The organism is Novipirellula rosea (genome assembly GCF_039541335.1).
GTDB classification, from domain to species: domain Bacteria; phylum Planctomycetota; class Planctomycetia; order Pirellulales; family Pirellulaceae; genus Novipirellula; species Novipirellula rosea.
This window is the reverse complement of record NZ_BAABGA010000049.1, coordinates 55,228-76,608: the sequence shown is the minus strand read 5'-3', so window position 1 is coordinate 76,608 and position 21,381 is coordinate 55,228. Positions and strand designations below refer to the sequence as shown.

13 protein-coding genes are annotated in these 21,381 nt (G+C 55.1%); 7 read left to right on the top strand and 6 right to left on the bottom strand.

Annotated features, from left to right (window positions below; all coding sequences use genetic code 11):
- Positions 1 to 46 precede the first annotated feature (46 nt).
- Together ABD971_RS19910 and ABD971_RS19905 are read right to left on the bottom strand one after the other, a co-directional pair.
- On the bottom strand, positions 47 to 715 hold the full coding sequence (locus ABD971_RS19910) for a response regulator (protein ID WP_339942093.1): 669 nt from the start codon (positions 713 to 715) through the stop codon (positions 47 to 49).
- Positions 712 to 5,376: a chemotaxis protein CheB gene (locus ABD971_RS19905; RefSeq protein WP_345324941.1), complete on the bottom strand. Its 4,665-nt coding sequence runs from the start codon at positions 5,374 to 5,376 to the stop codon at positions 712 to 714. Before ABD971_RS19905 ends, ABD971_RS19910 begins: the two co-directional genes overlap by 4 nt.
- A 607-nt stretch (positions 5,377 to 5,983) precedes the next feature.
- Between ABD971_RS19905 and ABD971_RS19900 the strand changes: the two genes are divergently transcribed.
- On the top strand, positions 5,984 to 6,202 hold the full coding sequence (locus tag ABD971_RS19900; RefSeq protein WP_345324939.1) for a hypothetical protein: 219 nt from the start codon (positions 5,984 to 5,986) through the stop codon (positions 6,200 to 6,202).
- 77 nt (positions 6,203 to 6,279) lie between these two features.
- The gene (locus tag ABD971_RS19895) at positions 6,280 to 6,804 is read left to right on the top strand and encodes a hypothetical protein (RefSeq protein WP_345324937.1); all 525 of its coding nucleotides are present in this window, start codon (positions 6,280 to 6,282) and stop codon (positions 6,802 to 6,804) included.
- A 212-nt stretch (positions 6,805 to 7,016) separates the two neighbouring features.
- Here the strand turns inward: ABD971_RS19895 and ABD971_RS19890 are convergent, their stop codons facing one another.
- Positions 7,017 to 8,093 (bottom strand): sugar phosphate isomerase/epimerase family protein, encoded by a 1,077-nt coding sequence (locus tag ABD971_RS19890; protein WP_345324935.1) that lies wholly within the window; start codon positions 8,091 to 8,093, stop codon positions 7,017 to 7,019.
- Positions 8,094 to 8,266: 173 nt separating this feature from the next.
- On the opposite strand from ABD971_RS19890, the gene ABD971_RS19885 reads away from it, so the two are divergent.
- Positions 8,267 to 11,092, top strand: coding sequence for an Hsp70 family protein (locus ABD971_RS19885; protein ID WP_345324933.1), 2,826 nt, complete (start codon positions 8,267 to 8,269; stop codon positions 11,090 to 11,092).
- A 58-nt stretch (positions 11,093 to 11,150) separates the two neighbouring features.
- Here the strand turns inward: ABD971_RS19885 and ABD971_RS19880 are convergent, their stop codons facing one another.
- Together ABD971_RS19880 and ABD971_RS19875 are read right to left on the bottom strand one after the other, a co-directional pair.
- On the bottom strand, positions 11,151 to 11,342 hold the full coding sequence (locus tag ABD971_RS19880; RefSeq protein ID WP_339942099.1) for a hypothetical protein: 192 nt from the start codon (positions 11,340 to 11,342) through the stop codon (positions 11,151 to 11,153).
- Between the two features lie 318 nt (positions 11,343 to 11,660).
- Positions 11,661 to 14,315: a hypothetical protein gene (locus ABD971_RS19875; RefSeq protein ID WP_345324931.1), complete on the bottom strand. Its 2,655-nt coding sequence runs from the start codon at positions 14,313 to 14,315 to the stop codon at positions 11,661 to 11,663.
- A 510-nt stretch (positions 14,316 to 14,825) separates the two neighbouring features.
- Between ABD971_RS19875 and ABD971_RS19870 the strand changes: the two genes are divergently transcribed.
- The 3 genes from ABD971_RS19870 to ABD971_RS19860 all read left to right on the top strand — a co-directional run bounded on the left by ABD971_RS19870 (position 14,826) and on the right by ABD971_RS19860 (position 17,825).
- Positions 14,826 to 16,322 (top strand): sulfatase family protein, encoded by a 1,497-nt coding sequence (locus ABD971_RS19870; protein ID WP_345324929.1) that lies wholly within the window; start codon positions 14,826 to 14,828, stop codon positions 16,320 to 16,322.
- Between the two features lie 25 nt (positions 16,323 to 16,347).
- Entirely contained in the window at positions 16,348 to 16,482 is a 135-nt protein-coding gene (locus ABD971_RS19865) for a hypothetical protein (RefSeq protein ID WP_345324927.1), read from the top strand.
- 68 nt (positions 16,483 to 16,550) lie between these two features.
- Positions 16,551 to 17,825: a sulfatase-like hydrolase/transferase gene (locus ABD971_RS19860; RefSeq protein ID WP_345324925.1), complete on the top strand. Its 1,275-nt coding sequence runs from the start codon at positions 16,551 to 16,553 to the stop codon at positions 17,823 to 17,825.
- A 35-nt stretch (positions 17,826 to 17,860) separates the two neighbouring features.
- Here the strand turns inward: ABD971_RS19860 and ABD971_RS19855 are convergent, their stop codons facing one another.
- The gene (locus ABD971_RS19855) at positions 17,861 to 18,151 is read right to left on the bottom strand and encodes a transcriptional regulator (RefSeq protein WP_339942104.1); all 291 of its coding nucleotides are present in this window, start codon (positions 18,149 to 18,151) and stop codon (positions 17,861 to 17,863) included.
- Between the two features lie 413 nt (positions 18,152 to 18,564).
- Between ABD971_RS19855 and ABD971_RS19850 the strand changes: the two genes are divergently transcribed.
- Complete coding sequence (locus tag ABD971_RS19850) at positions 18,565 to 21,354, top strand: hypothetical protein (protein ID WP_345324923.1); 2,790 nt, start codon at positions 18,565 to 18,567, stop codon at positions 21,352 to 21,354.
- The last annotated feature ends 27 nt before the right edge of the window (positions 21,355 to 21,381 follow it).

Here is a 21,381-nt window from a genome sequence, read left to right as displayed (position 1 = left end):
GCCCGCAGTTCACGGTTATTTCGATTAGGCTCGTGCGTGCCCGCTATCAGTAGCCCCGCTTCATCACCCACTGAGTGGCATGGCGGACCAATTGGGTCGCATGATCGATGTGAAGTTTGCTTTTGATGTTTTCCTTATGCCGTTCGATGGTTTTCACGCTCAAAAAGAGGGTGTCGGCAATTTCACGTGTGCTATGTCCATTGCCAATCTGTTCGAACACTTGAAGTTCGCGGTTCGTCAATGACTCGAGGCCTTGCACGACGGCCGGTTTCACACTCCCCAAGCGTCCACGAATGAGGGTTTTAGTGACCGATTCGCTAAAGAAAAAGTCGCCTTGAAGCAAGGCATGGATTCCTTCGATCAATTTCTCGGGCGCCTCTTCCTTATTGATGTACCCGCGTGCTCCGGCCGCCAATACACGATGCGCATACAAGCTTTCGTCATGCGCCGAGATCACCAGGATTTTCAATTGAGGAAGCGTTTTGGTGATCGATTGAATCAAATCCAGTCCATTGCCTTCTTTCAGCGACAAGTCAATGATAGCAAGCTCAGGGGATTCCTTCGTCAGCAGTGTGTGTCCTTCTTGTTCACTGCTTGCCATCCCGCAAACCTTCATATCGGGTTCTTGGTTGATGAGCTGAGAATAGCCGAAACGGACAATACCGTGGTCGTCCACCACCGCAATCCGTGCGACGGTGGACAGTGTCTTAGTCATGATTGACAACTCCGATGAGGAATGGTGAGCGTAATGGATGTACCTTGGTTAGCGACCGAATCGATATGGAGCTCGCCTCCGGCTGATTCGGCGCGATATCGCATGATGTGCAGCCCATTGGTATTCGTTTTGGGGTGTGATTCTGAAATGCCGACTCCATCATCATACACCGTCATCGAAAATTGATTTGTGGTCGATAATTCGATGCGGATTCGCTTCGATTGAGCGTGCTTCACTGCGTTGTGCACCGCTTCGCAAGCGATTTGATAGATCACAAAGGCGGCTGCATCGTTAGTGATGTACGACTCGTCGAACTGTGTTGCCTGCACTTCACACGGAATGTGAAAACGTCGTGTCGTTTCAGCGGCAAGGCCTTGTAATCCCGCTAACAGTTCAACCGAATCGATGGAATTCGGCAACAGCCCGTCGGACAGTCGGCGGACATCTTGATGAGTTTGCTTGAGGATATCGCTGAGGTGTTTCACGTTCTCGAGTTGCGATTCCATCTCGGCGGGCAAGTTGCGACGAAGTGATTCAGCGATCAACGCGCCCCCGGTTAATTGTTGCGCGATGCCATCATGCAATTCGCGGCCAATCCGTTGTTGTTCGATCACTGAAATTTGAGAGACGATTTCTTCGAGACGCTTTCGGGCAATCACGTGCCCCAGTTGAATCCCGACATCGGGAAGGATTTCGAGAAAGCGGTCGTGACGCGGAAGGACCTGATCCGAAAGAAACTCCATGATCGCAACGACTTCGTCATCCACCGTGATGGGAAAGGCGATGGCGGCGTGAAAGCCGAGGTCCGAAATGCGATGCAGGGCCGGATCGAGTAACGCATCTTCGACCCATTGTGGCTCGCCCGTCTGCAGCACGGTGCCGATCAACCCTTCGCCACACGTGAATCGCTTCTGGCCACGTCGTTCACGAAAGTCATGCAAGTGAGACAGTCGCTCTTGGGCATCGTCTCGGACATGCCAAAGTCCAGAGCTTTCCATTTGTCCACTTCCGTCACTGCACAGTCGCCATAAATGACCGATCAGCCAGCCGTTGTGTGTTGCAATCCGCTGCAGAGCGGCGCGCATCGCAGTTTCGACGGTCCTGGCCTCATTGGCGACACGCGTGGTGCTCTGCAGAATGTCGAGAAATTCGGTTCGCTGTAGAACTTGCTCTTCGAGTGTTCGGTTTAACTCGCGAATGCTTTCTTCGGCGTTCTTTCGCTCGGTAATATCCATCCACATGCCGACGGCGAAACGAGGCGACCGTTTGCCCTGGTTTTCCGCGTAAATGACTTTGCCACGATCTTCGATCCAGCGAATTTCCGCTGAATCGTTGACCACCCGGAACTCGGATCGATACCCGTTGTCATCGCACTCTGCGAGGGTGTCCGATAGATGCGCGAGGTATCGCTCACGATCTTTTTCGTAGATTAACTGAGTGACTCGATCGCACGTGACCGGCTCATCGGGTCGAATTTGAGCAACGTTGCGCAATTCGTTGGACCAGGCCAAGGTATGGTTGATGGCATCGTAGGAATACCAGCCCAAATTAGCGGCGTTGGAAGCAAGTCGAAGTTTTTGCTCGGTCGCGTGCAACTCCGCTTCGACTCGCTTTCGTTCGCCGATATCGATGCAATGAGCGACGATGGTGCCGTCGTCTCGCGAATATCCAGATAACATCATCCACAACAGCGAGCCGCTCTTGCATTGGAATTGTTTTTCGTAAGGGCCCAAGTGTCCCGTTTTATCAAGTTCATCAAACTGCTCCGATGCCACTTGGGACCATTCCGGCGGCGGATTAATGTTCAGCTGCGTCAACGCGTGCGTCTGAACCTCTTTTCGCGTGTATCCCGTCCGGTTCAAGAACCAATCATTGCAATCAATCAAAGTTCCCTCGGCATCGAAAAATAAGATACCGATACCGTCCACACGCAGCGCGTGCCGCAGTTGCGCTTCACTTGCTCGCAGTTCTTCTTCGCGTTTTTTCCGTTCCGAGATATCGAGCATCGTCACCACGACACCCTCAACGTGGTCACCACCCGATCGATACGGCAGTACACGTCGTATGAACACCCGGCCATCACGACAACTGACTTCGCTTTCGAGTGGCTTTAATTGCTTCAGCACCTCCGCACATTCATCGGCCAAATTGCCATCTTGGAAATCGTTTGCTAGATCACACAGCGGACGCCCATGATCCGACCGCCGCATGCGGATCAAAGATTGAGCCGAGGGGGTGAACCAGCGAATGGTTAGCTCGTTGTCCAAACAAATGGTGGGGATTTCCGTCGCCGAAATCAAATTCTCTAAGTCGGCGTGTTTGGTTTCGAGTTCATCAATCTTCGCTGCCAATTGTTGATTGACGGTGGCCAGTTCTTCGTTGAGTGATTGCAGTTCCTCTTTGCTGGTTTCCAGCTCTTCATTCGTACTCTGCAATTCTTCATTAACACTCATCACCTCTTCGTTGGACGCTTTATACTCTTCATGAGCAATTTCAAACTGCTCGAGCGAAGACTGTAGTTCGTCTTTGAGCGAATTTAATTCACTTTCGAGGTGGCGGATCGTCGATTCCGTCTCGTCGTGTGTCGAGGCGTTTGGCGGGTCGCCATTGAGATGAACGACGTCGTGATCGGTTTGCGAAGCAACAGTTTTGTCGGACGAGGGTGCATTGGCCGTCCGCCCAAAAATAATTAGCGCAAACGCATCGTCGTGCTCCGAATCGTCCAGCAAACGAACCTCGATTGGCACTTGGGTGCTGTGCCCATCATGATCCAATCGACTGCTGAATTGGACGGTCCGTTTTTCGGAAAATGACTTGCGGACCGCGTCGCGGAGCCTCGATTTTAGTTCGCTACGAAGTTTGCTCAGCAAATCGTCCGTGGGGACTCCCGAGGCGTGTTGCAGAAATGGGTTGACGTCGCCGTTGATATACAGGATTTGCCATTGACGATCGATCAGAATAGCGCGAGGCGCAACGATATCGAGTAAACGTTTTTGGATCAGTTGGGTAATTCGTTTGTCACGACGTTGCAGAGGAGGCGGGGTGGTAAAGTCGCGTCGTGTATGCCCCAACATGATTGGGAAATCAACACGATCATGCCGCGTGGGACCAATTCGTTGGAAGATACGCCAACGTTTGCTGATCGTCGAAAACAAATCGTCTTGACGACCAACGGTTTCGGCCGTCCCCAGCATCAGATGTCCGCCCGGTTGCAAGGCAAAGTGAAACAGTGCCATTACCTTTTTTTGCGTTTCCGGCTTGAGGTAGATCAAGACGTTGCGGCAACAAATCAAATCAAGCTGAGAAAAAGGGGGATCCGCAATCAAATTTTGTTCGGCAAATACGACCGCATCGCGAAGCGTTTTGTTGACTCGAAAGTGATCGTCATCCTCGTCGGCAACAAAGTATCGTTTAATTTTTGTGAGCGACACATCCGCTTGGATACTGGAGGGGTAACGTCCCTCGCGTGCATAGCTAAGTGCCTGTTTGTCCACGTCGGACGCAAAAACCTGAAGCGTGCATCCTTTCTGTTGTTTACTGAGCTCATCGAGAAACAGCATCGACACCGTATAGGCTTCTTCGCCCGTGGCGCAACCCGGAATCCAAACGCGAATAAGATGGTCGTTCGCGTTGCAGTCACTTGTTTCACTATCACTTGATTTGGCGGCCACGATTTTGGGAATGATTTGCGTCGCTAGTTCCTGCCACGCATCCGCATCTCGAAAAAAGTCGGTCACGCTGATCAGCAAGTCTTTTGACAACGCCGCAATTTCATCAGGATGCCCTTCGAGGTATTGCAGATAGTGCGAAACGTCCTCGATCTGCTTTAAACACATCCGTCGACGGGTTCGTCGTAGCAACGTGCTCTCTTTGTAGTTGCGAAAATCTCGATGGGCATGTTTCAGCAACAGCGACACGATCGCGTCGAACGATTCAAACGACAGATCGACATTGGCGGTGTTGTCGTCGGTTTCCGCTGAGTCAGCTGCATCAGCCAATCGGCTTTGTAGCAGGTAGGGGTGTCTTGCAAAGCGGGTGATCGCAGCGACGATTTCGGCAGGTGACAACACCTGATCGACCATTCCCGTTTCAATGGCGCTTACCGGCATGCCATCGTATTCGGCAGTATTCGGATCTTGGGCAATCACGAACCCACCGGCTTCTTTGATTGCTTTGATCCCCAACGTGCCATCGCTGCCGGTGCCTGACAGGATGACCCCGACGGCGCAGCGGTTTTGATCCTTGGCTAATGTACGGAAGAATTGATCGACGACCACCGGCGCGGTGCGTGGCTCGTGCATCGCTAGCAATTTCAGCCGGCCTTCTTCGATTTCTAAAAATTGGCCCGGTGGGATGATATAGACACAATTGGGCTCGACGATCATTTGATCGCGAACTTGCCGGACCTGCATCGACGTGAACTTGGCGAGCAGCTCGGGTGCGAGGCTCGGTTTATCGCGGGCTAGATGCTGGATAATCACAACCGCAACGTTGGGCCGATCCGGCATCGCTTCGAGCAAACGTCGCAACGCGTCCAGACCGCCCGCGGACGCACCCACGCCCACGATCGGAAAATGAGCCACCGTCTGGCTGGAATCTCCGTCTTCGGAGTCGCCCTGTTCTTTGGCCGCCGATGACGGGTTCTCTTGATTTATCCCCACAATTATTCCACGTTTTCGCTAATTTTATATGAATTCAATGCCATCACTCGCTGCTGGCTTGGTCGAATGTCAACCTGACGTAGCCGAAAAACGTTCTGGCTTCGATATGCCAAATCATGAAACGGGCTAGCAAGGTGCCATTCGTCGATCGCCTTGGCTAACGTGATTGGTCGTCGGTTGGGGCGAAACACAGCTTCACCAAAGCTATCTTCTCCTCATTGTAGCGTTTTAGACACGCTTCGTAGAATCCACCGCACTTATGTTCAGTAGGGGAATCCCCCAGAGAGAAGAGCGGGAATCTCTCCTGTTTTAACGCTGCTCGGATGATCAAAATCAGCCACACGACGAACGCAACGCTCGGCAGAATCGAGCTTTTTGCAAATGCTTGAGCGAAGTCGAAACGATGGGGCAGCAGAGTTAGCGAGTTCGTACCAGATGATTCCCTGGCGGTTTCCGCCTTGATCTATTCATTATCTCATTCCGATGGTGCGAGCGGTGGTAACGTGACGTTCTGGGCGTTGGTGTTGTCGATAGGAATAAAAACTCATGTAAATTCATTTTGGGGCAAACCGAGTGAGTGCGTCCCGCATTTTTGTTGGAGCCAGTCATGTATTCTCACAGCAGCAACGTGTCACTTTCGAGCGACGCGATCAAGGATTTAAATCGCGTTACCGAGGCAATTGAGTCATTGGAAATTCGCCTGAGCGTGTTAAGCGTGCAAATGCATTACGAAAAGTCGCCTTTCTCGCCGCGGACGATGGAACTGACTCGTGAACTGGGCGAAATCCACCGCCTGCTTGAAAACACGTTAACGTTTGGAAGTTGATGCCATAACGGAAGCAACTTCTAATTTAATTTGAAACGGTTTGTAGCCATAAGATAAGAAGAAGCGAGGCGGCGGTAATGAGATTGCACAATCAACAATTTGTCGAACGAATGAGAGCGATTGCTCACGACGGTGACACGAACCCAAGCGTGGACGGAGAAGGCGATTTGGACGATGGACTCTCGGTCGCATTAAATTTCATGGCAGACCGGCTTGCGGGGCGAAATGTTTCTGGTTCGCTGGATCATGAATTGGCGGCGTTGGTGCAATTGGTCGTTCCTGATTTTTCCGACGCGTGCAAGATTGATCTGTTTGAACAAGGTGGCAGCATTCGCCGCTTCGCCAAATATGCCTGTGACGACTTGCTGTTGGAACCCGCTCCCCATGCGGCACACGGACGGGCAAGTCGGCCATTCTGTATCAAGATCGCTTTATCCGATGGTATCGCGTTCCTGGGGGCAATTGAATTCCAGCGGTTACCCAACCAACGCCCATTCACGATGGACGAACACCTCGACGCAAAAGTGCTGGCAACTCGGATCTCCAAACGTATTGTCGGAATGACTCCGACACGTTATTCCGGGACGATCTATCGCAATTAGAATTTGTGATGTTATGTCACGGCACAGCGGCCAGCACCATCTAAATTGGTAGCAGTGCGGCGCGGCGTCTGTCCCCACCCGGTTTGTTAGCGCTCGCGGCGCAAGCGGTCCGGTAGCAGCGATTTAGACGTTCAAAATTTAGCGGGCGGCTCGCGCCGCGCCGCTAACCACCTCGATCGCAGTGAATGAACGCTGCGGAATTCCGCTGGCCGCTACGCGTTGGCAAAGGCGTTGCGGAGCATCTGCAGGCTCTTGGGGATCGCGGTTTCGTGAGCCTCTTTGCCCTCGAATTCGAGCGAGATATAGCCGCGATAGTTTGCGGCTTTCAAGATCGCGGCGACCTCGTTGTAGTCGATCTCCAGCGTGTACCATGTGCCGCCTCCGTAGTAGGTCTTGGCTTGCACAAAGACTGCCTCGGGGGCAAGTTGTCGATATTGGGCGTATTGGTCTTCGAGGAAGTTTCCGGTATCGAGTGTCACTCGCAGCCAGGGGGAATCGACTTCACCAACGACTCGCAAAACGCCATCCGCTGTCCGTCCAAGTCCCCAGTGGTTTTCGAGTCCCAACACCACTCCGCACTTTTCCGCCGTCGGCAAACATTGCTCCAGCGAATCACGGACCCATTTGAAACCGTCGTCATCGGTGTATCCTTCCAACCGCGGTTCGATGCCTTTGTTCTTCATCAGCTCGTCAAAGCTGCCTGAGGTTCCCCAGCGTCCTGTGTTCACGCGGATCGTGGGAATCCCCATCGCATAAGCAAGCTCGATGCAATGATTGGTGTGGTCAATCGCCTCTTGACGTTTTGCAGCGTCCGGGGAAACGAACGACTGGTGAGTGGAAAAACCACACAAGGACATGCCGCGGCGAAACGCGAGTTGCTTGATCCGTTGCAGTGTCGCATTGGATTCGTCTTGCATTTGCACATGCAGAATCTCAACCGCGTCGAACCCAGTGTCCGCCGCCAAATCAATGCATTCTTCGATCGATAACTTACTGTCGTCGCGGTACCGCCAATACGAATAGGTTGACACCGCAATCGGGTTGGTCTTGTTTGCGGTCGCTCGGTCAGCTTGATCGGTGCCTGGATCAGCGTCGCGGTTTTGCCCCTCATCCTGAGGGGCTGCGGCGCTCGACACGGCACCCACCAATGCGGCTGCGGTCGCAATGGACCCCGCCACTGCCTGACGCCGATTCCAGTGTCGCGGATTCGTGTGTCTCGCAGCCGGAGGAACGTGAGTCGAGCTTGTCGCAGGGGGATCGTTTGGAGTTTGAGAGGAGAAATCCGTCATAATCAACGTCACTAGGGAAGGAGGGATTGATAGGTCAGCGGATGGCAGAAATTGCTTTCGCAGTATAACCTGAAATGCCTTGGCGGGCGGAGATCCCTCAAGTGTTTGATTGGCCAATTGTCCGCCACTGCAAGAATCATCCCTCATTAACTTCCCTCATTAATACGCTCGTTGTGTCAAACTCTGATCCCATTGCTGATGACCTTGAAACTCGACCTTCACGCTACGTGGTTGGGATCGATCTAGGAACGACGAACTGCGCTCTCTGTTTTATTGATACGGAAAAGGATCGCTGGACCACCGAGACGTTTCCGATCACTCAGTGGATTGACTTTGGGCAATGCGAAAATCGAGAAACGTTGCCTTCGTTTCACTATGAATTGACCGCGGACGAAAGTGCGGGTGGTCATCGGTTGCCTTGGCAAGACGCGGTCACGCCCTTTTGCGTCGGAGTGCTGGCCCGCGATGCGGGGCACCGTCATCCGGGCCGACGAGCCGCATCGGCGAAAAGTTGGCTGTCGCACGAGGGCGTCGATCGCACCGCCGATCTTTTGCCCTGGCACGGCGATGCCGACGTGACACGGTTGTCGCCGGTCGATGCGTCAGCTCGCTACTTGGAACATCTGCGGTCCGCGTGGGATCACTCGCACCCCGATGATCCGCTGGCTCAGCAGGACGTCGTGATCACGCTGCCCGCCTCGTTTGACGAGGTGGCGAGAGAATTAACGGTGGCGGCCGCGAAAAAAGCGGGGCTATCACGAGTCTATTTAATCGAAGAACCGCAAGCCGCATTCTATGCCTGGATCGACCGTCAACAAGACCAGTGGCAGAGCCGTGTTCAGCCGGGACAATTGATATTGGTTTGCGATATCGGAGGTGGCACCACCGACTTGACGCTGATCCGCGTTCGCGCCGCGGGTGAATCGGGAGACCAAATTCAGTTCCACCGCGTCGCCGTCGGCGATCACTTGATTCTCGGGGGCGACAATTTGGATTTAGCGGTGGCGAAACTCGCCGAATCAAAAATTATCGCCTCGGGGACGAGCAACGCATTGTCGCCGAGCCAATGGGATCGCTTGGTCCAGGTTTCGCGGACGGTCAAGGAAACGATGCTGCAACATGATCGCCCCGAGTCCTACACGATTCATTTGCCCTCGGAGGGTTCACGATTGGTCGGTGGTAGCATGCAGGTCGAAGTCACTGCCGCGGAGATCGATGCGGCACTGATGGATGGCTTTTTCCCGATGGTTGAATTGGACGCAACCGCCGTTGCGGGCGACAGTGGATTTCAAGAGTTTGGGTTGCCCTACGCGGCGGATGCGGCGATCACGCGACATCTGGCCGAATTTCTGCACACCCACCGCCGCACGGGACTGGATGAACAAGACGATGACTCGGCGGAACGACCAGCGTTGGTCTTGTTCAATGGCGGCGTGATGTCAGCGCCCGCGGTTCGCCAGCGAATTGTAGATTCGTTGTCGCGATGGTTCGCCGGGGACGATGCCGATTGGAAGCCGGGGGTATTGGATTCGCCTCGGCTCGATTTGGCGGTCGCGCAAGGAGCGGCCTATTACGCGGGTGTGCGTCGCGGGCACGGAGTTCGAATCGCCGCAAATCTTGGACGCTCCTATTACATGCAAGTCGCGGACAACCCGCCGCGAGGGTTATGCTTGATTCCCGGCACCGCCGAAGCTGGCCAACGATTCCGTGCCGATGGACATCCACTGGAACTGCAGATCGGGGCGCCGGTGCAGTTTCCGTTGTGGGTCAGCAGTACGCGGTTGGCCGACCCGGTAGGAGCTTTGATTGAAATCGATCGCAAAGAATTTTCGCCTTTGCCGCCGATCTGTACCGCATTGGTGCAGGGAAAACGACGCAAGGACGAAACGATCAATGTCGTTATCGAAGCGGAGTTGAGTGAGATTGGGACGGTCGGTTTGTACTGCGTTGATAGTGAATCGAGCAAACGTTGGCGTCTGGAGTTCGATATTCGCAGCACGCTGGAAACGGACCGGGATGCCCACACCGGAACCGGCGAAGCGCGTGGGATCGTGGATTCGGACACCGTGGCCGAATGTGCTGAGGCGATTCGAAGCGTGTTTGGTGACTCGGTGACAAAGCTGAAACCCAACCAGCTGGTAAAGCGGTTGCAAGAGATTACCGAAACGCATCGCAACGATTGGCCCCCGTCGCTGCTTCGTGACCAATGGCAATTTCTGCTGGACAACCAACAAGGCCGTCGTCAATCGCCGCAGCACGAATCACGCTGGCTCAATCTCGTCGGATTCTGCTTGCGGCCGGGATACGGCGTCGCCGTCGATGATTGGCGAGTCTCGCAAGTGTGGCGGTGTGTGCACAACAAATTGGTGTTCCCCGCCGCCGCATCGCGTACCGAATCGATGATCTTGTGGCGACGGATTTCGGGAGGATTAACCGCGGGGCAACAGGCTCAGCTCGCCGCCCCATGGATCAGTGCTCTAAAAAATCGAACGCGAAAAGTCGAGCCCCACGAGGCTGCCGAAGCGTGGCGATTGATCGGATCTTTGGAACGTTTGGCGGTCAGCGACAAAGTCACATTAGGACGAGTTGCGATCGAAGCGGTCTTGCACAAGAAAAACGAAAAGATCCGTCATGCTCTATTGTGGGCGATCGGTCGTTTGGGCAGTCGCCAACCGCTGTATGGTCCGCTGAATGGATGTGTCGGGGCACACGAAGTTGCAAATTGGATCGAGTCATTGATTCGCTTGGACCGCAGCACGGATGCGGCCGCGCACGAATCGGTTTGGATGCTGGCGTTGGTACAGATCGCACGAAAAACTGGTGACCGCTATCGCGACTTGGCACCGCAAGTGCGAGAGGAAGTGATCGAATATCTTGCCAGCCGATCGGCGCCTCCTCATTACCTTGAACTATTAAGGAACGGTGGGCGACTCGAAAGCGAAGAGGAAGCGGCGATTTTCGGAGACTCGTTGCCACTGGGGATCCGGCTGGTGCGATAGCTTCGCTGATCAACGAAGCGCCGCGTCCAAAACGCCCCGACAAATTAACGGTGCACGATCAACGGTCACGGATTTCCATCGGTTCGGCTGCTCTTCGGCGTTCGCCGCCACTGTTGATCATCGCCACCGCGATTGCACCGAGCACGATCAGCAGCACCGCGGAAATAATGTGCGGCCGATACGTTTGCCACAGCGTGGGGGATGTGGACGAGGATTGCGGAGATTGAGGCGGGGCGTTCGGGTCGATCATATTTCGATTCAAATGGGCTTCCAGAAAGGGGACGTGAGCAAAATCGTACCCGATCCCGCCCCCATTTTCGACCAATAGGGTTAGGCATTTCGAATAAATCGAGAGGGTGTGGCTGACGACCCACCATTCACAAGCACGGTGTGTTCCGCGTTTGTGCTTGTCGTTGGACTCGAAGCCCTGATCCAAACGCCCGCCGAGTCTTGCCGCAGTCGATCATGCTAAAGATCTCCTTTCCGTAAAGGATCTTTAGGCAGATCCACTACGCTCGTTTTTGCTTGAGCGTTTCATAGCTGATTCTCGATCGATGCGAGTCTGTGCTTAGTCCGCCGCCAGCAGCTTTGCCGTTGCCAGGCGAAGACTCTCCAGTCCGGCTGCCGACAGTTTGCCGTAAGCGGACGTTCCGGCGTCCGCTTCATTGGTTTTGTGAACCTGAACGTTCAGATCGACGTATTGGCTGACAAATCGTCGCATCTGCTGACGAGTCCAACCCCGTTGATGCTGCAGCAGGTTCAGGTATTCGATCAATTGCTGTGCATCTCGATAGGCTTTTAATCGCAGCGAGTGCCGAACGACCGTTTGGCCATCAGGAGCTTTGTCGAAGATAAACAGTCCCAGTTGATCTGCTTTTGTCAATGCACTGCCGGTTTTGTTGACCGTTTGCCAGGGAACGATACCGGTCGCTCCGTATTGCCATGCGTCCAGTGCCCAGGCTTGGACGTTGCGATTGGTCTCGTGGACGTGATTCGTTGTTCCATAAACCCACGCCTTCAATCCATCACGTTGCATGCGGTCGGTGACCAGACGCCGGTAGTTTTGGAACGCGGCGGAGGAGACAACCCATAGATCGTCGCGGCCGTGCAACTGGCCTCGGCAATATTCGGGACGCGAAATGTCGATGCGATAATCGATCTGCACATCGGCTGTGACTTCGCGGCCGCGATCGGTCAATTCTCCATAAAACTGTAACGCCCGGTAATCCCAATAGCTGGTCGGTTCATCCAAAATCCACGGCGCTTTCGTCGTTTGCTCGAGCGATCCTTTGTTATTGAAGTAGACCTGGAATCCGGTTTGATTCCATCCTTTGGAATCGGCAAGTCTCGCAAAGTCTTGCAAGATATTGACGTACGTTCGAGCATACTCAGGGTGTGCATTAAACGCCTGGTAGGCGTCCGGATCGCCATTGAAATAGGCTCGGCAATTCAGTGGCCAGCTTTCGTGAAACGTCAAGTAGAAGCCGGGTGCCGGGATCGGACCACGATGCCCATTTTGGAACAGCGAACCATCGATGTACGGCCCGAAGGCTTCTGCAAAATCGTTCCAGTAGCCCGTTATGGAATTTGGTTGAATGTCATCGTATCGCTGATTGTTCATCCGTCGCCCGGAACGAAGACGCATATCAAGGTTGCTTTTCCTTGCGCCGGGGGCTGCAGTGTCGTGCGAGTAGTGCAAGATGTTGGCGTGCACGCGGTGGTCATACGCAATCTGCTGCAAAGCATAGTAGTCGTTAACGTGATCGGGAAGTCCATAGCCATTCATCTCGCACAAGAATGTCGCCTGGCGAGGCAACGTGAAGGGATGGACTTTGATTGACAGCGGAACCACACGTCCGTCAGAGATCGTGATTTTCCCAGTGCGAACACCCGGCGATGCATCAAACGGAATGTAGATGTCGGCAACAATGCATTGATCTGTATCAGGTTTGAGCGAAACGGATTCAGACAGCGGTAACAGTGGATCGGGGATCATGCGGCCGTTTGCCGGCACATAAACCGCCTGGTGTAGATCAACACGTGCCTGAGGTACATTTACATGGACATTTACGGATGCTTGTTCGCTGTCGTCGCGTCGCAGTAACAGCTGAAATCCGACGACTTCGCCCGCCGCGGCAGCGAGCTGCACTCGTTTACCGTCAAAAATTGGATTGTGAGTCCGATAGTTTTCGGGAAGTTCGCCCACAGCCTTTCCCGACGCATCAAACTTGTCCGTGACCGGAATCACGCTCAGCCCAGGGATTGGCGAAGGGTGTGGTGGTGCAAACGCTAGCGACGGTCGATCGACTGGTCCCGACTTCAGGATCACGCCTCGCAGTACGGCGGGCGGTGAACGTTGGCCTGTGCGATTCAGGGTGACAACGCGGATTTCATACGGTTGGTCAGGGGTGATCGACGAAGGCAGGTCGCGAAGCGGAATCGTTTGCGGGTGCCCGGGGGCTACCAGCGGAATATTGTGTCGGCCGAGCGGACTGCCATCCACGGTAACCTCATAGGCAAATCCGTGCATTGGCGACGTCAGCGTCAGCTCAGCGGAATGGATATCAGGGGATTCCAATTGCAGGTCCGTGGCCGCCTCGGGATCCGCTTCATCCGAATCGTCGAGTTCGACGAGTAGATACGGTTTCTTGCTCGACTGCTGATGCGAGAAAATGGTCGGGTTTCGCCGATAGTCCGCGTCGTGTTCGTGAATGGCCAAACCATCCGCGACACCCAACGCCATCGCATGGACCATGTCCGATAGCACGTCCCAATGATAATTGCCATCACGGACCAATGAACCGGACTGATGAACCAGTGTAAAGGCATTACCGCCAGAGACGGCTGGAAACCGAGCACCCGAGTATCCCCAGTCGTCGACGCCTTCGATCCCTGCGGTCAGACCGGCGGAACGAGCTTCATCCCAGGGGCACGCGATCGTGGACAGCGTGACACCGGAAATGTGTTGTTCTCCTTGAACGCACACCAGCGTGGCTCGCTTGACGCGTTTGCCCGCGACGGCGGACATATCAAACGCCATGGTGACGATATGTTGGTTGCCTTTGACACGGATCTGGCCTTGTTGCCCTGCGTTCTGGTCCCACTCGCCATCGACCATCACAATCGAGTTGTCCTTTATCACCGGCAATCGAATGGAATCGCCCGCGTTTGCCTCGGTGGCAAACGCCACGGTTAGCGATAGCAGAGTGAGCAGAATCCGCATGATAGAACACGCCTTCGAAACAATAGAAAAAGGGACCTTGGCAAATACCGCCGTCCACGACGAACTGCGGACGAACATTGTTCGCTCCGCCGGACCGCAACCCCGATCGCGGCTCACCCGATCGCGGCTCAACCGATCGCGGTCGATTCGGGCCGCCCAGGACATGCTAACAGGACGTGCTAAATCGTCCTGCAATAGCGTGATGGATGTACTCTTCCGGCATCGCAATCCCTTATGATACTCGGTCGGTGATCTGCGCGGTTTGTTTGACCCAGCGGAGCGATCCGACACGCATCGGAAGTCACCACGAACAAAATGCACGGCGTTTTCAAAGGCACCCATCCTTGGCGCCGTTTTCACATCATTGACCTGGACATGTAGCACTTCGTCCTCGGCTTGGGGCAATCCGCCGGCGGATTGACGATTCCATTTGCTCTTTCCTGCCTGCACGTCGATGCGGTTCATGTTACGCTGTGGCGATACGATTAACGTCCCGCCTGAGAACTCAGCATGCCATCTCAAAACCACATCCCCGTTCGTTCCCAAATTCGTTTTTTCGTTGTCCTTTGCGTTTCTGTATCGTTGGCGGCTTTCCGGTGGGGCGGTCACTGTCACGCCGACGACCGAACGCAGGCCGCTGCGAAATCGCCGCCGCATCCTAACATTGTGTTGGTGATGACGGACGACCAGGGATGGGGGCAAACCGGCTATTACGATCACCCCGTTTTGAAAACGCCACACCTCGATGCAATGGCAGAGAGTGGTTTGCGGCTGGATCGTTTTTACGCAGGTGCCCCCGTTTGTTCGCCAACGCGGGCGAGTGTTATGACGGGGCGATCGAATGACCGCACCGGGGTTCAGTCGCATGGCTACGCGCTTCGACGCCAAGAAACCACAATCGCCAGTGTGCTGAAGGATGCCGGATATGTGACCGGGCATTTTGGCAAATGGCATCTCAATGGTCTGCGTGGAGCTGGGGTTCCTGTCCTGCACACCGACGCACATCATCCGGGACATTTTGGTTTTGACCAATGGGTTTCGGTCACCAATTTTTTTGACCGTGACCCGCTGATGAGTCGGCGTGGCAAGTTCGAGCAATTCACGGGCGATTCGTCCGACGTGGCGATGACCGAAGCGATCGATTTCATTTCACGACAATCCAAAGCGAACCAGCCGTTCTTTACCGTGGTTTGGTTCGGGTCACCCCATTCGCCGTGGCTAGCGGGGGACGATGATTTGAAACCGTTTGAATCGCTCGACAAAGACTCGCGGCACCACTATGGGGAATTGGTGGCGATGGACCGCAGCATCGGGACGCTGCGAGATTCGCTGCGCCGGCTCGGGGTCGCCGAGAACACTTTGGTTTGGTACTGCAGCGACAATGGTGGGCTGCCGAAGATCACACCCGATACCGTCGGTGGGCTTCGCGGCCACAAGGGAAGTTTGTATGAAGGTGGGCTGCGTGTCCCCGCAATCGTCGAGTGGCCCGCGATGATCAAACCACGCGTCACGAACTATCCCGCCTGTACGATGGATATCTTTCCGACGCTCGTCGATCTGTTGTCGCTCGACCCATCGGTCGCGCCGAATCCGCTTGATGGCGTCAGTTTGAAGCCGCTGTTTCAGCAAGAAATCGGATCACGGGAACAACCAATTCCTTTTCGTTTTTCGAATAAGGCGGCGTTGATCGACAATCACTTCAAATTGCTCGCAGAAAACCTGGATCGATCCAAGTTCGTGCTTTACGACTTGAACAACGATCCTACCGAAACCACCGACGTCACTCGCAAGCATCCGCAGGTGGCAAAGCGAATGCAGAAGTCACTCGTCGATTGGAACGAATCGGTCAAAGCCAGCGTGGCCGGGAAAGACTACCCCGAAGGCCGGGTGGACCCCGATCATCCCGAGCCTCGATGGTGGACCGAAGTCGAGGACTACAAACCTTTCTTTGACCAATGGCAGGATCGCTGGGAGTACGCGCGATACTTCAAGACGAAACGCAAATGATTTGCCACGGACTTGATTGCAACGAATGACTCCTTTCCGCGATGTTCGACTTGATTTCATCCTCTCGCTACGAGGACAAAATCTTCGCAAGAACGCTGCGAACGATACTTACGCCATGATTGAAAAGGTTGCTGAATGTACCGGATTGCACTTTGGATAATTGCTTTGTTTTGCGGCCACGGAGCGTTTGCGCTCCAACTGGCAGCTGGTGAGAAGCCAAATGTTTTGATGATCTATGCCGACGATATCGGCTATGAAGCATTGAACTGTTATGGCGGACTGGATTTCAAGACGCCTCGTCTCGATCAGATGGCGGCGGCTGGGATGCGATTCAGTCGCGCCTACGCCAGCCCAGTGTGTACGCCGTCGCGAGTCAGCTTGCACACCGGACTCTATACGACCCGGCACGGACATCTTGGCGTATTACCGGTCCATCATGGAACGCGGCAAAAAGTGGATTTTCAAAAGATGCCAACGTTTGCCCAGCTGCTGCGATCCCGCGGCTATACGACAAGCGTTACCGGAAAGTGGCAATTGGCGACGCTGCAGGTATGGCCCGACCATATCCGGGATGCCGGCTTTGATTCATGGTGCATTTGGCAGATTTGGCGTGACGGAAACAAGACCCTGCGTCATTGGAACCCCACGCTGAACGAAGACGGCCGTGTTCGCGAAGATATCGCCGATCGTTTTGGTCCTGATGTGTTAGCCGACTATGTGATCGAGCAGATGACCGAGGCCAAAGCCGCGGGCAAACCGTTCTTCATTCTGCACAACGAACTGCTGCCGCATGATCCGATCATCGAAACGCCGGACGATCGAGCACTTGGACGGCAGGCCCAGCTTGGCAACATGATCCATTACATGGACAAATTGGTGGGGCGGTTGCTCGATGCCGTGGAAACGCTTGGGATTCGAGACAACACCTATGTGGTTTTCATGGGTGACAATGGCACGCACGACGTGGATTTCAAAAATCCAAAATCAGGACAACCCCATGAACTCAAGCACACTCGGCATACGATCGCGGGGAATGTCAACGGCGGCAAGTTTCAGCTGAACGATGCTGGCACGCATGTACCGCTGATCGTATGGGGGCCCAAATCGGTGCCTCGCGGAGCCGTCAGTGACGACTTGGTGGATGTCGTCGACCTGTTTCCGACCTTTTGCGAATTAACCGAGACCGCGATCCCCGCTTCACTGTCGATTGATGGACGCAGTATCGTGCCGCAGATCCATGGTCGCGTTGGTACCCCGAGGGCATGGGTGCATCATGGGATCGCGGGTAAGGGCGAGAATCTGTTCGACGGTTCGTGGCGTCTGTTCCGCAAAGACAGCAAACTGTTGGACGCTCGTAACTTGCCCGCAGAGCCGCCCGCTGGCAAAGCGAGTGAGCAGATTGACGCCGTGAAAAACAGATTGGGTTCGATCTTCGAGAAAATCACCCCAACTGGGCCGCGGCCGCCTGAGCCCTTCCCGGCCAGGGTGCTAGTAAGGGAATGAACAAGCGGTTGGCGGACACGTCTGCTGTTGTCGAATTAGCCCTGGCCGCGTTCTTCGAGTTGCTCGCGGTACGAGTCGCGTTCCCGGCGGGTGGCTTCGAGGTCAAAGATCAAGTACTTCATGTCCAAGCGAAGCTGTGACAACGCTTCTTGAACCAAGTTCAGGATGCGTCGACGACGGGTGCTGCACTCCACCACGCGGTCCAATGCCGGAGCCACTGCGTCGCGGTAGCGGGCGGGAAGCGAATTGATCGCGTTGATCATCTCTTGCAGCTCTACAGGAGTGTCTTCGTTCAGCTTGTTGGTCGATCCAATGGTCTTAGGCATTCGGTTGTGCTCCGTAGAGTGAAATCAGCAAGTTGTGTCTTGTAATGCTTTGCTATCCATCGCATTCGAAGTGCCGATTCCCTGGCCGAGAGTTCTGATTCGATTGTAAGGCGTTTCTAGTCAATGACTTAGGATGATTCGGTCGGCGCTGATGTCAAAATGCAACGTTGCATTTTTTCAACCGACTTCCTCTTGGCTTAGTGCCCTAAATCTTGGTATGGAAACGTTTTACGTTTTTAGAGACGGCTTTCGACGGGATGTGTTTTTTTTTCAACACGTTGTCGCATTTGCCGTACATCTCGGCTGTGAGTTGCTGGTAGCGGGTTGTCGCACGGGTGAAGTTCACCGTGGCAAGAGTCGAACGAGCAACTGCGGCTGATTGTTCCGAGTCCGAGCCCTGTGGTCAACGATCAATGTCCTTGCCAAGGCAATCCGAATCCAAATCGTCGTCGGTCAAACCGTCTTGGCAAACCCTGCGCATTGTGCTTCGCGGGTTGGTTTTTGCGGTTGCGGGATTGGCGTTAAGCGTACCGCGCGGCCATGCCCAATTGTATGATTCGCTCGATGCGTACCCGCCGCGTTGGCAGCTGGACACCTCGGATTGCGATGCACGGATTCTGACGCACAAACATTTGGCGGACGGGGGAATCGACGGCCGCGCATGTGAAGTGGTGACGATCAACGCGACGCATGGCACCGAAGCGGTGTTGGCCTACCCCATCGAACCGATTGTTCCGATCGATGGATTGACGGCAAACGTTGCCGTGATGAGCGCCCGACCGGGCGCTCGAATTGGTTTTCGCGTTCGCTTTCCCTACTTGCGTCCCGAACCTTCACGGCGACCTGCGTCAGTGATCGTTTATGGGGCAAGCTATAACGATTCGGGCCAGTTTGCCAGGATTGGGATTGGCATGATCGAGCGTCCGTTACGGCTGAAAACCATGGCGCTGCGTGGCGAGCACGGCGCGGATGCGAATTTAAAAGATCCTTACGTCGATGCCGTGGTCGTGAACGCTTATAGCGGAGTAGGCGTCACTGCACTGCGACTCGATGAATTGCGAGTCGACGGGATTGTTAGCGTTACCGATGTTTCCCGCGCGACGGTGCCGCATCCCGCGTCGTCGGGGCATGATGACGATCGCACCGCAGCGAGCCGCGTCGATCCGCAGGCCGCGTCGATTCCGGCCGACGCGAGTCGCATGAATGTATTTCCCAATGGCAAGGTCACACGTATCCTGCAGCACAACGGTGAACCGCTGGCGTGGGTGCGCTCGCTCGGGTTCGATGCCGTCCAGCTCTCGTCGCCTCCCGATGCATTGCTGTTGAATGAAGCGATCCAAACGCGAGTGGCAATCTATGCGCCCGCTCCGTCGGCGCCCGATCCCGCACTGCAATCTTTGCTTCAACCGGTTGCCGCTTGGTACATCGGGCATAACGAAGCGCTCGACTCGACACGCGTCGACGCGGCGGATTTGACAGCACGTCGGCTTCGTGCATTCCCCGGACCGTGGCAGCGTCCGATCCTCGGTGCTCCTTCGGAAAGTTATCGGCGTTACATGACGATCATGGACGCGATGGTCCAAGACATGCCGATCCGGGCACGGGGGTTAACCGCCGAAGAGGAAGTCGCTGAAATCACCCGTTTTGCCCGCCGTGTCGGCGACCGGGCACAAATGGCAGCGGGAGTGATGAGCATGCCGCCTGAGCGGACGCTTCAGCAAACGCAAGCGATTGCCGATTCCATCGGTGCTCCGCAACCGACCGGGTTTCGATGGCACTCGATGTGGCTGCAAGCGATGCGAAGTCTCGAGATTGCACCTCATGCGATCCTATTTCGTTCGACACATTCATTGGCCTCCGGCACCGAGCTGGACACTCAGCGTTCGATGGCGCTGAGCTATGTGAATCGCATGATCGCAATGTTGGAGCCGTGGATTGCCGGTGCGACGCCGGTGACGCCGCTCCGTGTCACGGGAGCTCCCTATTACTGCACCCGGCTGGCGAAAGACGATGTCGACGTCGTGCTGCTAACGTCAAAGGCATCACGTGGATCGGAAGTTTTGGCGGGTGATGGCCAGACACTCGAATTAATCCTTTCGCCAACCGATTCGAAAAAGACGATATGGCGATTGACGAATTTCACCGCGCAGCGATTGGCCGCCGACGTGACAGCGACCGGAGCACGGTTGTCGATTGTGTCACCGGATGCCGCGGAGATTATTGTGATCAGCAGCGACCCCAGCGTGGGAGGTGCGCTGAGCCAATCCGCAGCACGGTTTGCCCGCCAAGCCGCACTGGATCGTTGGCAGCTTGCCGGTGACTTGGTTCGCCAAACACGCAATCAGTGGCAAACCGTCTCGGCATCGCGAGTCGGCAATCGTACTGCGCCGATGGATTTGATTGGCGTCGCCGGGCGAACGCTTGCCGAAGCCGAACCGCTGTATCGCGCCGGCGATTCTGATGCAACCTTGCGTATGGCGCGTCGCGCCGATGCATGGGCACTGCGTAGCGAATGGCAGCTCGCGGAAACATTGATGCCCGATTGGCCACGGCCCACCAGTTGTCCGCCAATCGATTGCGGCGCGGCCGAAGTCCAGACGATGTGGTATCCGTTAACTCAAGATCGCGGTTGGAGCCGCAACTTTATGACCGCGGGCGCACTCGATACCGCCGAATCGTTAAACGAAGAACGCTGGAAATTTGGCAAACGACTTGAGGGCCGAGCGAAGAGCGAAGTGGTGTTTGCCAGTCGCGGATCCTATGCGGGCCCCGGCGCGCTGCTGGCGCGTGCGACTGCGATTGCGGACGATCCGCTGCCGGGCGGTTACGAGGGAACCGTGATCCAAATTCGCAGCCCCGCCGTCCGAGTCCCCGCTCATACCGCGGTTCGAATTGATGCGCTTGTGCGAACGATCGGTTTCGGGCGACCTCATCAAGGAGTGCTGGTGTACGATTCGATCGGCGGCCAAGAAATGGGCGTGTTGGTGCGAGGCCGATCGGCGTGGACGCCCGTCCGCTTGTATCGTCAAACGCTCGAAGAAACCGAAGTCAGCGTGATGTTCGAATTGATGGGCGACGGCGAAGTGATGATCGATGAAGTGACGCTACGAATCTGGGAGCCTGAAAAAGAACCGCCTCCTAAAGCGTTCCGGCCGCTGAGCACCGCGGTAGTCGACGACGACGAGTCGCTTGAATCAAGGTAACATGATGCGGTCTTTGCAGATGCTTGT